We start from the raw sequence: 12,694 nt of genomic DNA on the forward strand, positions 1-12,694 counted from the left end.
CCCCACCAAAATAATCCGAGGAGGAATGAATGAAGTGGCCACGTATTACTTGGAACCATCCCGCACCTTCAGCGAATTTCTGTTAATTCCGAATCTGACGACCAAGGACTGTACCCCGGCGAACGTTCGCCTGAGAACACCGCTCGTCAAATTCAAGGAAGGCGAGGAGCCGGCGATATCGCTGAATATCCCGTTCTCATCCGCCGTTATGCAAGCCGTATCCGACCACGGGATGGCGATCGCTTTAGCCCGGTGCGGAGGCATTTCCTTCATCTTTGGTTCGCAATCTATTGAGGAAGAAGCCGAAATGGTTCGCAAGGTCAAAAGCTATAAGGCCGGCTTTGTTGTCAGCCGCTCCAATTTGACACCGGACCATACACTCCAGGATGTGCTCGATTTGAAGGAAAAAACCGGTCATTCCACCGTGGCCATTACCGAGGACGGCACAGCCAGCGGCAAGCTGCTCGGGATCGTCACGAGCCGCGACTATCGTGTCAGCCGCGACCCTCTCACCAAGCCTATCCGTGATTTTATGACACCCTTCTCGACGTTAATTTACGGCCAATCCGGCATTTCGCTATCCGAAGCCAACGATTTGATCTGGGAGCATAAGCTGAACTGCTTGCCTATAGTCGATGAACAGCAAAAGCTGGAGTATCTCGTATTTCGCAAGGATTATGACGCGCACAAGGAAAATCCGCTGGAGCTGCTGGACAACAACAAAAGCTATATTGTAGGAGCAGGAATTAACACCAAGGATTATACGGAACGCGTCCCTGCCCTGGTTGAAGCCGGAGTGGACGTTCTGGTCATCGATTCCTCCGACGGCTACAGCGAGTGGCAGCGGGAGACGATTCAATATGTGAAAGCGAATTTCGATGTCAAAATCGGCGCAGGGAATGTCGTCGACCGGGAAGGCTTTATGTACCTGGTTGAATCTGGCGCGGACTTCGTCAAGGTCGGAATCGGCGGCGGCTCCATCTGTATCACCCGGGAGCAAAAGGGGATCGGCCGCGGACAAGCCTCCGCCATTATGGAGGTCGTAGAAGCAAGAGATCAATATTTCAAGGAAACCGGCATTTATATTCCTATTTGTTCTGACGGCGGTATCGTTCATGATTACCATATTACGCTGGCATTAGCCATGGGGGCCGACTTTGTCATGATGGGAAGATATTTTGCCCGTTTCGACGAAAGCCCGACCCGCAAGCTGAGAGTCGGTAACAACTTTGTTAAGGAATTCTGGGGAGAAGGCTCCAATCGCGCGCGCAACTGGCAGCGGTATGATACAGGCGGCAAAAGCAACCTCTTGTTCGAGGAAGGTGTCGATTCGTACGTCCCTTATGCAGGCAGCCTGCAGGAAAATCTGGACAAAACGATCGGCAAAATCAAATCGACCATGTGCAACTGCGGAGCCACCAGTATTAAGGAGCTGCAGCGTGTAGCTCGAATTACGCTTGTTTCGGCGACAAGTCTCGTAGAAGGCGGCGCTCACGATGTCATTCTGAAGGAAAGCAGCCTTTCCGAAGATAGCCATTGAGGAATGGAATAGCAAGAAGGAGGGGAGCTGTCCCCTCCTTTTTTTGACATGATGGAATTTCGTGCCCTGCGCAAAAGCACCTGAATCTGCTCGAAGCCAAGGTCCCGCTTTGTGGGGTTATTTTACGTTCAATCCTACTGTCCTACGGCTTTAAGAAACGGATTCGCCATCAGGAACTTGTCGGCTGGTGTAACTTCCTTCAAATTGCCGTTTTGCACGAACAGCTTCTCCAGGTTTTCATACCATTTTTTTGCGGTCCCGTCCTTGAATGCATCCGCAACACGTTTGTTATCGAGCCACTCCAATGCATCGAGCTGCATTCTCAAAGATTCCTCCGGCACTTGCGTATAAGCCGCCGTCATTTTTACCGCTTCGTCTTTATTTTTGAGCTTGTAATCGGTGGTTTTGGCAATCGCTTTCAGAAAGCTCTCCACTAGCTCAGGCTTCTCCTGCAAAAACTTCGGATTCACAACCCAGCTTGCCGGGAAAATATAATCCGGGAAGAAGTCGCTGTTATCCCCGAGCTTCACCATATTTTCCTTGCCTACCTGCTTCTCGATTTCCAGCGTGTAGGGAGACCAGATGGCAACGGCATCCACTTTGCCTGCAACATAGGCAGATACGGCTCCCGCTACATCCATGTTGACGATATTGACGTCGCTAGGCTTAAGACCGCCTCTTTCCAGTCCCAAATTCAGCACCATTTCGCCGGATGTACCTTTGGGGACACCGATCGTTTTGCCCTTCAAGTCCTTCCATTCCTTGATGCCGGACTTTTTGGTCGCGAATACCATATCGCTCTTGCCGAGGCTCACGATATCGATGATATGCCCTTTGCCCTGCGCTGCAAGGAAGGTGGCGCCGGGTCCGATGTAGGCGATATCAATATCGCCTGAAGCCATGGCCTGAAATTCCGGAGGTCCGCTCAAAAATTTGACCGCATTAACGTTAATGCCTGCTTCCTTGAAGAAGCCCTTCTCCTCCCCGATCACGATAGGCGTAGCACCGTTCATATCCGGCATATAAGCCACGTTGATGGTTGGCGTCTTCCCGGTTGGCTTATTAGGCTCAGGGGCCTGAGCCGGGGACGTACCGCCTCCGCCGCCCGAAGAGCAAGCGCCGAGCAGTAGCGTCAAACCGAGAACAGCAGACAGAACAGGAATGGATTTCCGTTTCAAAAGCATTGGAATCTCTCCTTTATAAGGTTATTTTGCCACTTCCAGATATTCGCGATACACCTTGGACCAAATCTCGTTCTTGATCTGAACAAAACGTTCATCGAGCTTTGTCGCTTGATCTCTCGGATAAGGAATGTCCACATCGATAATTTCCTTGATTCGGCCCGGACGCGCGCTCATAATAATGACCTTCTGAGCGAGAATGACGGCTTCCTCGACGTCGTGAGTGATGAAGAAGCAGGTCTTTTTCTCCGTCTGCCATGTTTTGAGCAGCTCCTCCTGCAGCTGTGCTCTCGTCTGCGCGTCCAGAGCGCCGAACGGTTCATCCATCAGCAGTACTTCCGGCTGCACCGCGTATGCCCGGGCAATAGCGACCCGCTGCTTCATTCCGCCGGACAGCTCCTTCGGATAAGCGTGGGCAAAATCCTTCAAGCCGACGATTTCCAAATATTTTTCAGCCGTTTCTCTCCGTTCCTGCTTGTTAAGGCCGCGAAGCTTCAAGCCGAACTCGACATTTTTCAGAACCGTCTTCCAAGGGAATAACGCATATTGCTGAAACACGACGCCGCGTTCCTTGCCCGGTCCCTTGACTTCCACGCCGTCTACCTTAACCGAACCGGATGTAGCATCCTCCAGGCCGGCGATAATATTGAGCAGGGTCGTTTTGCCGCAGCCGCTCGGGCCTACTACACAAACGAATTCATTTTGATCAATGGTTAAATCGGTGTTTTGCAGGGCCGTGACATCCCCCGTTCTCCCTTTATATACTTTCGACAGCTGGCTTATTTCGATTTTGGGAGGCACCGACGCTGCTCCATTGCTTTGCTTTTCTAGGTGTTGCGTACTTCCTGCCATCCGGTTAGCCTCCTCTCTAAAAAGAGCACCAATTTATCCATCGCCAAGCCGATAATGCCAATGACAATGATGCCTAAAATTACGACTTCCATGCGGAAGTACAAGCTCGCCTCCATAATCATGTTGCCCAGCCCCTTGTTCGCTCCCGTTAACTCGGCAGCTACCAGCGTTGTCCAGGCGGCGGCGAGACCGAGCCGGACACCGACCAATATATAAGGAAACGAGGCTGGCACGATGACCTCAAAGAAAATGTCCTTATCTCTCGCTCCCAATACCCGGGAGGCCCGAATTAAGGTCGGATCGACGTTGCGCACGCCCTGAAAAATCGAAATGACCATAACCAGAAAGGTCGATACGAAAATAACGGTGACTTTGGCGGACTCGCCGACGCCCTGGGCCACGATAACCAATGGAATCAAGGCGATGGGAGGAATGGTACGGAAAAATTGGATCCATGGCTCCACGACCGAGCGAACGACACCATACCAGCCCATCAGGAAGGCTACGGGTATCGCTACGATAAGACCGAGCGAGAAGCCTCCAAGCACCCGGAACAGGCTGGCTCCCACGTTCGTCCACATTCTTCCGCTGGCCGCTTCGGACACGAAGGTCTCGATGACGACGGTCGGATTGGTAATGATGGCGCCTATGGCCGGAATCGCCGACAGCAGATACCAGACGGCTATCCCCACTACGATGGAGATGACGGTAAGCATCCAGTGCGGTAATTTTTTCATGATGTGACCTCCTAAGAGCTTTCGTAGAAAGCTCGACTTCTGTAAGCATATCGGAAAATTTTTATTGTCATTTGCTTTATCGGGGTCATTTTCCAATAACAAAAGCTCTCGCTCCTACAGGGCTTACCCCACCTGCCGATATATAACTAATTTCCCGCGAAGACGGTTTTCTCAAAAGAGATAGCTTTCTTCGAAGCCCAGTTTCATTAATCAAAAGCTTAAAGCTTTCAACGGAAAGCTCTGCTGTGTTATTTAAAAGTCCTAGCCGTCGTAAGCCGGCCGAATGGCTTCCCTGCAGTAAGTGGCGCGCAGCTCATTAGCCGCCTCGCGCCAGCCCTTCTGGTCCAGTCTTCGTACCCAATCGTCGACGGTCAAGTATTTCCATGGGCCGGTCTCGATGACCTTTTGAAGCGGATCGGCCTTATAGCCCGGCTTGCGGGCCTGCTCATGCTGCCACTGGGACAAGCGATGATCCATCTCCTTGACGATCTCGGGATATTGCTCCGCTACATTCCTGGTTTGGTTAGGATCATTCACCATGTCGTACAAAGTGACTTCCTCAAAATGAAGATACAGGCCAGGATGGTAGGTGCGGATAAAGTACCAGCGATCATCGCGCACGGCTCTTTGACAAACATACAGCGCATGATCCATCACCAGGTAGTCTCGGCCCTGCCAATGCTCTCCCTGGAGTGCAGGGAGAAAGGACTTGCCGTCCCAGCCGGAAGGCACCTTCAGACCGACCATATCGGCAATTGTTGCGATGACATCCACATTGTAGACAAACCCGTCAATCGCCTTGCCAGGGCTCGGCATGCCGGGAGCCTTGATGATCAGCGGCAGATGGTGCACCGCTTCGGTAGCGCTTGCATGTTCGATGTAAATCCCCTGCTCACCCATCGATTCGCCGTGATCGGCACTTATAATGAAGCAGACCTCATCTTCGATGCCTAATTCGCGCAGCGTATCCAATAGCTGCCCGACATGCTTATCCATATAGCTGATCCCGCCGTCATAGCCGTCTACGGCATGCTTGAAATCGCTGCGGTTCGCGATTTGGCCGGGCATGGTTGCCGGGTATTTGTCCCCCCAGTGCAGGAACGGAGCCGACCGCGGGAAGCTGTGCTGCTGCTGGGAAGCTATCGTGGCTTCATCAGGAAAAGCTTTAACCGGGGCATCCTTCCACTGCTCCATATATTCGATAGGATAGGTATAGAACGTATGCGGATCCCAGTATTGAATGTGCAGGAAGTAGTTGTCTTCCTTCCCGAACTGCTTCAGCCATGGAATGACGGACGCATTGACTTCATCGGCATTCTCATTGCCTTCCTTAAGCGAATGGGTATGCACTTCGTTCCAGCCGGCAAAATACCACCAGGCATGGTGACGGTCTCCGAAGGAGGAGAACGTAACCGTTTTCATTCCTGCTTCACGCAAATACCGGGTAAAGAACGGAATTTCCCTGCTGTGCCCGTCCCCTTCGGGATATTGGAACTCCCCTCCCGGTCCCCAATGGGTTAAAGCCCCATGATGGATCCCGAAGCGTCCGGAAATGAAGCTGCCCCGTGAAGGAACGCAAGGAGAAGAGGCACAGTAGCAGCTGTTAAACCTTACCCCTTCCGACGCGATTTTATCGATATTAGGGGTCGTATTCCGATGATAGCCATAACAGCCCATATGATCCGGTCTAAGCGAATCGATATCCAAATAGATGATTCTCATGAATGCGCTTACCTCCTGTCTATGTTTCGTTCGTGAGATACTGTTATTATAGGGGAGGGAAGCCGCTCTCAAAAGGTTGAACTATTTTCAACCTTTTTTATGCATAACAAATAAGCTAACCGGGTTGTCCGAACGGTTAGCTTATAAAACCAGCGCTGCCCACAGCCATATGCTGTGGGCAGCGATCTATGTTAAGGGGGGTCGATTTCTATAGTAAAGCACAATTATTAAAAGAACCTGAACGTAAGATTATGTTAACATTAAATTTCCAGCCTGTAGGTCCCCTTTTTCCGCCATTGAATGAAAGCTGCCTGCTATTGGGAAGGTATTGAGCCCCTTCCGTGTTCATAATGAGCACAGCACACTACTCGCTAAACAGCTCGCCCAGCACCGCCTTTCTGTTCTCCATAAATCGTCGGGTGACGATATAATGCAGCGTCTCTTCATAGCGGATCGGCGCTACCGGAGTATGATCAAAATTCAATATTTGAGCATCCGGGTAGCCCAGTAAAATCGGGGAGTGTGTCGCTACGATAAATTGCGCCTCCTTCTCCAAATCCTTCATGATCCGCAGGAGCGCCAATTGCCGGGCGGGCGACAACGCGGCCTCAGGCTCATCCAGCAGATAGATAGCCCGTTTGCCGAAGCGGTGCCGGAATAGTGACAGGAATGCCTCTCCATGGGACTGCGCGTGCAGCGAGCGGCCGCCATAATACTTCAAGCTTTCCGGCATCTGGTCAATATGGCTTGCGAACTGGTAGAACGTCTCCGCCCGCAAGAAAAAACCGTTCGTTATCTTAGGCATCCAGGATAACCGGATATAATTGCCCAGGGAGGAGTCGGACGCATCGACCTCATAAACATTATTCCTCCCTCCTCCTGCGGTATTAAACCCGCATTGGTAAGCGATAGCCTCCAGCATCGTGGATTTGCCGGAGCCGTTCTCCCCGACAAAGAAGGTGACGTTGCCTTGGAAAGCAATCGACTTTGCTCCACGCAAGGCCGGGATACAAAATGGATAGGCTGCTTCATTCGGGAACTTCTCTTTCATGATTTCAACGCTTTTCAGAAACAAGAGATAATCCTCCTCCCATCATCTATGCTCAATCGAACAAGAACGTATGTTCCATATTATACCGCATCTAGGTTCATTTGGAAAGAAGCATCCGAGCTAATGTGTAGTCGGCATACCCTATATCCGAGTGGCCATTCCTTGTTCACGATCACAGAAAGTCTAGTTTAGATCCGAAATTGAGACCTGTCAGAGAATATGAATAGAAAACCGCTCCTGGAGGCCTCTTCCAATTTAAAGGCTCAAGTTCTTGTCCTTTGTCCAGAACAAAAGGCCATTTTCAAATTGATCGGGCATAATCAATATCTTTCCTCTCAGTAAACAATGTCTTGAATTCGTCTTAATCTTTACAGTAAACTCTAGATCTAGAGGCTATTGAACCCCGCTATTACATTAGGGTTATCCCTTAATAATCAATTATTCAAGCCACTAATATGGATATGAACGACGGAAAAAGTTAGAGTTTACTTTAATGACAGGAGGAGAAAGAAATGTCCACGATTAAAGAAATTTCGAAGGAAACCGGAATTTCCCCCTATACTCTTCGTTATTATGAACGGGAAGGTATCCTGCCGCACGTCAAGCGAGATTCGAGTGGCAATCGATCGTATGACGAAGAGAGTATGGAATGGTTGAATTTTATTTTGGCTCTGCGGGCGACGGGCATGCCGCTTGCCGAAATCAAGCGATATGTGGATTTGTACCAAGAAGGCGAGAGCACGCTTAAGATACGTAAACAAATGATGCTTAAGCATAAGGAAGAAGTGGAGAAGGACCTCTCGGAAACGATTAAATATTTGGAGCAAATCAATTACAAGCTGGCGTTATACGATCTGCAGGAAAAAGGATTAACCAAGATGCTGCCCTAGATCGATCGTTTTGCAATATTTCTCTCTAAGTGGAGCGCGTTCACTGGTTGGTAGGCGCGCTTTTTTGGGTGTATCCATTAGAGTAAACTATAAATAATTTTGTCTTATTCTTTTCCATATCACTCCACTTTGTGTGAATAACCACGGAATTATAGGATTTTCCGCCTGCACAAATGATTTATTAGCCAGGGCTTGACTTATAGTAAACTCTAATTGATAACCTAGAATCAAGCCAGCGACGAATGGCTAATAAATGAACAAAGGGGAAGTACACATGAATACAAAAGTAGCAATCATCACAGGCGCAAGCAGCGGAATGGGGGCGGCTACGGCCAAGCTTCTCGCTCAACACGACATTAAAGTCATGCTTGCCGCTCGCCGGGAAGAGCGATTGCAGCAGCTGCAGGATGAAATCCGCAATGCTGGAGGCGAAGCCAGTTACAAGGTGACTGACGTCACTTCGCGTGCCGACGTTGAAGCATTGGCGGATGAAACCATTCAAACCTATGGACAAATCGACATCTTGATTAATAATGCCGGGATCATGCCGCTCTCGTTTTTCAGGAATTTAAAGGTCGATGAATGGGAACGAATGATTGATGTGAACATTAAAGGTGTCCTCTATGGGATGGCAGCAGTGTACAAACATATGGAAGAACGCAATGAGGGACATATTATTAATTTCTCCTCCATTGCAGGGCACATCCTCTTCCCGTCGAGCTCTATTTATAGTGCTACCAAGCATGCCGTTCGGGTGTTAACGGAAGGCATGCGAACCGAACTGGGGGCTAAACAAAATATTCGGACGACCCTCATTTCCCCTGGGGCAGTAGAAACCGAGCTGTATGATACCATTACGGATAACTCGATTTATCCCGCGCTCGAGAAATTGGGGAGTCAGGAATGGAACCAACTTGACCCTAACGACATTGCCAAAACGATATTGTTTGCAATCCAGCAGCCGACTAACGTGACAATTAACGAGTTGATTGTCCGCCCCACATCGCAAAGCTTATAAAACGGTGCCGCCCAACTTCCATTAGTGGTGAAGTTGGGCGGCGATTTCATTACTACATAATTTTTAATTACGTGAAACAAAAAAAGGCATCCATGGCAGGATGCCTTCCTTCTACGTTTCCCCCTATAAATCAACTGCTCAAGCTTCTCCCCCGCGGCATGTCGGGAAGCTCATTTACAGAGACAATAGCCTCTGATTTTTTCTTGGGCCGCTTCCAATACTGCTCGTTTCCGGGCAAATCATCGAACCAGGCTGCATCCTTGGGGCAGTCCATTATCATGAATTTGCCGTATTGATCCTCGCGGGACTGATGATATTTTAAATAAGCCTTGCCGTTCTCTATCGCCAAAATCTCGATTTTTCCGGACGTGTGGCTCATGGATAACCGGATTCTTTTTCCCAAGCCGGAGGTTCTTGCTTTAGCCTGCTCGACAATCCGGTACACCTCCTGCAGCGAGAGGACAAAATCGCGATTCCCGGCAACGGGACGATTAATAAAGAAATAATAAGGAGTCACGCCTGCCCACGAGAGCTTGTCAAGCAGCTCGGCCAAGACGGCCGGGTTATCATTGATTCCTTTAAGAATCGGCGTTTGATTGACGACGATAGCGCCCGCCTGATGCAGCGCCTCGAAGCCCCGCTTGGCTTCAGGTGTGATCTCGCGAGGATGGTTAATATGAGCCATAACATAAATGCGCTTGTCGGCTGTGGAATATTGGCGAATGGTATCAAGCAACGCCTCATCCTCATAAATTCGCATCGGATTAAACACGGGGATTTTGGAGCCCAGCCGTATAATTTGCACATGCTCGATGGCTCTTAGCCGTTCCAGGATAGAGGCAAGCTTAGGCGTAGCAAGAATCAAGCTGTCGCCGCCCGTTAGCAGCACATTGTTGATTTCGGGGTGGGCGGCGATATAGTCCAGGCCCGGATTGACGTCGGACAGCGCTTCCTTGACATCGTTGCGAAACAACCGTTTGCGGAAGCAGTACCGGCAATAGGCACCGCACACCTCCGATACGATGAGCAGCGCCGTCGTCTTATACTTATGCTGGCACCCGGGGACCACATAGTTCGTATCCTCGTCGGATGCATCCCAACGGCCGTATTCGGACAATTCCCCTTCATTCGGAATGACCAGCTTTTTGATAGGATCGCTCGGGTCGCTCCAGTCTATCAGCTTCAGGTAATAATCGTTCACGCGAAACACGAACTTATCCGTTATTTGCTGCAGTTTCTTTCTATCCTGCTCCGGGATTTCCGTGATTTTGTTAATATCGGTAATATATTTCGGTTGCGGCATGGGGGATCCTCCTTGAATTGACAGATTGTTTAGGCTGCAGTGCACCTGCTTTCCTGCGGGCTTGGCTTCCTCCTTACTCTTTTCCCTGTACTAACTGAATGTCTGGCAGCATCCCTCCCTCGCTCTTAATATGAAAATTGTTTTTTTGCCATAATAAGTAAAATTTTATAATTATTGGTTTAGATAACAACAAAAAGACCCGAGCAGCAACAGGGCCTTTGTACTTTAGACTGCTTGCATGCAGTCCGGTACAACGCCGACTATCGCTCAATTCGGGTCCATTCAGCCAAAATAAAAAGACCCGAAACCACGGGTCAATGAATGCAATACAGCATGCATAAAAATTCAATTTGACCCATCCACTGCTGACGAGGTTAGCTGCCGGGCTCGGGAAAGATGGTTCCCTACATGCAAATCATGATTCGCCCCAAAAAGTGGTTCCCCCGCTTTCCGATGAATAAACCGGAAATTAAGCGTATTCTTATCATACACTACGGTCAAGGTTGAGTCAAATTGTATCAGGAGAATTTTGGGATCCCAACGGCTTCATTGCTCTCTCAGTACAATACCCCACAGGGTACATTGCCCTAATGAAAAGAGGCAGCCCCGGCGATCGGGACTACCTCTAATGTACCGTTTAGTTCAACGTCTTCAAAAACCGCTTGGCCTGGCCGCCCGGCGTTTCGAATAACTCATACACATTGACCGATATCGGGAATTCGAACTGCTCGCTCTGAATATTATTCGTTACAATATTTTGAATGCCGCTGACCAGCCTCTGCGCTCCGGTAAAGCTTCCATCCGCCGTTCCCAGCACACGGCCCAGCTTGTCGACGACCTCAAAATGCAGCTTGGAGAAATTGGAATCGACCACCACATTTTCCGCCTGCTTGATCTCCAGCTCCAGCTTCATTTTATAGGAGTATGAGCTGTTGGTAGCCAGGTAGTTCGTGCCTACCGTGGAATTAACCAGCCTGATGTCAAAAGGATACAGCTGCATCGTATCGGAATCCGTCTCCTTCTGCAGCGCCGTTTGTACGGAAGCGACAGCGACTTTGTACGGAGCCGCCGTCTGGCTGTCGAGCAGCCTCAAGACAAGCCCCTCTCCCGCTTCGGTTTGCGGCACGTTAAACGCATAGCTTACGACATAGCTCAACCCCGGATTCATTGAAGCGGATACCTCCGTCTGGCGAACACCGGAATAGGCTGCACCGCCGCTGCCCACAAGCTCCGCATCAAAGGCGGGTGTCGGTATCGGCTTATCGCTTGTGCTGGTAAGGATAAACTTACCGACCGCCGTTTTGTAGCCTTCTCCCGGATTCTGGGTCATATGAAGCTCCATCAGCGACACCTGCGTATGATCCAGAATTTTGGAGAGAGGATCTACCGCGATCGGCGTCCCCATAGCATAAGCCGATGACACAGCGGAACCGGCTTGATTCCCGTAAGGCAGCGAGACGGCCACTCTGCCGATGTCGATAGCGACTCCCGCTTTCCCGCTTGTTCCGGAAGCTTGAGAGCCGCTTGCCTGAGAGCTTGCAGGCAGGAACAGGTCGGTTGTCATCACGAGCAGCCGGGCCGGATTTACATTGCTTTCGAGCGGAATCGCAAAATGAATATATTGCTTCTCCCCGGGCTCCAGCCCGACCGCATCCTTTTCCGTCCTTACGCCGGTGTACGTCTTCTCTGCACGCGCATCGATTCGAAAATCAGGAATCGTTTCCCGCCCTCCGGCTGGATTCTCAGCCAAAAGCGTAACGACCGCTACGGGCCCTTTCTCCGTATTCTGTCTCTCATAACCGACCGGCGTATAGGTCAGGTCGGAGTTGATTCCAGGGATAGAGAAGGCTGTTCCCCACGCTAGTTCCTTGCCGGGAAGCGCGCTCCCGGTTGACGGGTACCATACTTCCGAGCCAAGCGGAAGACTCAGTAAGACGGTCTCCGCCTTAGGATAAGCATAAGGATCGACCTTCACAAAGGACAGTCCGGCAAGCTTCATTGAAGCCTTGCTGTCCACCGTGCTCATGTAGACCAGCTCGCCAATCTCCATAGGCTTGAGCGCCTTCTTGTTATCCGAGCTGGCATCCAGCGTGTATTCGACGCCATCCTGCGTCTGTACCCGAAGCTCGTAATCCGGTATACGCTGCTTCGCGGAGGCTCCGTTATACAGCCGCACGGTAACGGCAATACGGCTGCCGTCCGGCGTAGACTCTACGGAGACGCTTTTTACAGCAGCCTGGATCGCCTCCGTCAAATGGTTGCTTACCGCCTCCTCGGCAGATGCGGCAGAAGCCGCAGGAAGCTGGATGCCTCCCTGCATGAGGAGTGCTGTTCCCAGCACGACAGACGCCAGCGTCTTTTTCCATCGTTTGCTCATATGTCATGACCCTCGCTTTCTGA

General features: G+C 50.4%; 10 protein-coding genes and 1 riboswitch. Of the genes, 3 read left to right on the plus strand and 7 right to left on the minus strand.

The window, feature by feature from the left end; genetic code table 11:
• The first annotated feature begins 34 nt into the window (after nucleotides 1-34).
• A complete protein-coding gene (locus tag ABEA66_RS10750; RefSeq protein ID WP_079912287.1) occupies nucleotides 35-1,540 on the plus strand; it encodes an IMP dehydrogenase in 1,506 nt (501 codons plus the stop codon).
• Nucleotides 1,541-1,674: 134 nt separating this feature from the next.
• Here ABEA66_RS10750 and ABEA66_RS10755 read toward each other — a convergent pair whose 3' ends face one another.
• The 5 genes from ABEA66_RS10755 to ABEA66_RS10775 all read right to left on the minus strand — a co-directional run bounded on the left by ABEA66_RS10755 (nucleotide 1,675) and on the right by ABEA66_RS10775 (nucleotide 7,107).
• Entirely contained in the window at nucleotides 1,675-2,724 is a 1,050-nt protein-coding gene (locus tag ABEA66_RS10755) for an ABC transporter substrate-binding protein (RefSeq protein WP_345587551.1), read from the minus strand.
• A 21-nt stretch (nucleotides 2,725-2,745) separates the two neighbouring features.
• Nucleotides 2,746-3,573, minus strand: a complete 828-nt coding sequence (locus tag ABEA66_RS10760; protein ID WP_345587552.1) for an ABC transporter ATP-binding protein — start codon at nucleotides 3,571-3,573, stop codon at nucleotides 2,746-2,748.
• On the minus strand, nucleotides 3,549-4,310 hold the full coding sequence (locus ABEA66_RS10765) for an ABC transporter permease (RefSeq protein ID WP_079914887.1): 762 nt from the start codon (nucleotides 4,308-4,310) through the stop codon (nucleotides 3,549-3,551). Before ABEA66_RS10765 ends, ABEA66_RS10760 begins: the two co-directional genes overlap by 25 nt.
• A 261-nt stretch (nucleotides 4,311-4,571) precedes the next feature.
• Nucleotides 4,572-6,032 (minus strand): sulfatase family protein, encoded by a 1,461-nt coding sequence (locus tag ABEA66_RS10770; protein WP_345587553.1) that lies wholly within the window; start codon nucleotides 6,030-6,032, stop codon nucleotides 4,572-4,574.
• Nucleotides 6,033-6,396: 364 nt separating this feature from the next.
• Nucleotides 6,397-7,107 carry an AAA family ATPase gene (locus ABEA66_RS10775; RefSeq protein ID WP_345587554.1) on the minus strand — a complete coding sequence of 237 codons (711 nt, stop codon included), beginning with the start codon at nucleotides 7,105-7,107 and terminating at the stop codon, nucleotides 6,397-6,399.
• 488 nt (nucleotides 7,108-7,595) lie between these two features.
• Between ABEA66_RS10775 and ABEA66_RS10780 the strand changes: the two genes are divergently transcribed.
• Both ABEA66_RS10780 and ABEA66_RS10785 read left to right on the plus strand, forming a co-directional pair.
• Nucleotides 7,596-7,973, plus strand: coding sequence for a MerR family transcriptional regulator (locus tag ABEA66_RS10780; protein ID WP_345587555.1), 378 nt, complete (start codon nucleotides 7,596-7,598; stop codon nucleotides 7,971-7,973).
• A 274-nt stretch (nucleotides 7,974-8,247) separates the two neighbouring features.
• Nucleotides 8,248-8,991, plus strand: a complete 744-nt coding sequence (locus tag ABEA66_RS10785) for an SDR family oxidoreductase (protein ID WP_345587556.1) — start codon at nucleotides 8,248-8,250, stop codon at nucleotides 8,989-8,991.
• Between the two features lie 130 nt (nucleotides 8,992-9,121).
• Here the strand turns inward: ABEA66_RS10785 and ABEA66_RS10790 are convergent, their stop codons facing one another.
• The gene (locus tag ABEA66_RS10790; RefSeq protein ID WP_079914882.1) at nucleotides 9,122-10,294 is read right to left on the minus strand and encodes a KamA family radical SAM protein; all 1,173 of its coding nucleotides are present in this window, start codon (nucleotides 10,292-10,294) and stop codon (nucleotides 9,122-9,124) included.
• Nucleotides 10,295-10,642: 348 nt separating this feature from the next.
• Nucleotides 10,643-10,780, minus strand: a riboswitch (cyclic di-AMP (ydaO/yuaA leader).
• Between the two features lie 151 nt (nucleotides 10,781-10,931).
• Nucleotides 10,932-12,671 (minus strand): hypothetical protein, encoded by a 1,740-nt coding sequence (locus ABEA66_RS10795; protein ID WP_345587557.1) that lies wholly within the window; start codon nucleotides 12,669-12,671, stop codon nucleotides 10,932-10,934.
• Between the last annotated feature and the right edge of the window lie 23 nt (nucleotides 12,672-12,694).

The organism is Paenibacillus vulneris, from assembly GCF_039543185.1.
GTDB lineage: Bacteria > Bacillota > Bacilli > Paenibacillales > NBRC-103111 > Paenibacillus_S > Paenibacillus_S vulneris.

Bases quoted from the DNA above. Each gene is read 5' to 3' on its own strand.
- ABEA66_RS10780 (WP_345587555.1), top strand. From the start codon at position 7,596: ATGTCCACGATTAAAGAAATTTCGAAGGAAACCGGAATTTCCCCCTAT.
- ABEA66_RS10790 (WP_079914882.1), bottom strand. From the start codon at position 10,294: ATGCCGCAACCGAAATATATTACCGATATTAACAAAATCACGGAAATC.
- ABEA66_RS10755 (WP_345587551.1), bottom strand. From the start codon at position 2,724: ATGCTTTTGAAACGGAAATCCATTCCTGTTCTGTCTGCTGTTCTCGGT.
- ABEA66_RS10765 (WP_079914887.1), bottom strand. From the start codon at position 4,310: ATGAAAAAATTACCGCACTGGATGCTTACCGTCATCTCCATCGTAGTG.
- ABEA66_RS10760 (WP_345587552.1), bottom strand. From the start codon at position 3,573: ATGGCAGGAAGTACGCAACACCTAGAAAAGCAAAGCAATGGAGCAGCG.
- ABEA66_RS10795 (WP_345587557.1), bottom strand. From the start codon at position 12,671: ATGAGCAAACGATGGAAAAAGACGCTGGCGTCTGTCGTGCTGGGAACA.
- ABEA66_RS10785 (WP_345587556.1), top strand. From the start codon at position 8,248: ATGAATACAAAAGTAGCAATCATCACAGGCGCAAGCAGCGGAATGGGG.
- ABEA66_RS10770 (WP_345587553.1), bottom strand. From the start codon at position 6,032: ATGAGAATCATCTATTTGGATATCGATTCGCTTAGACCGGATCATATG.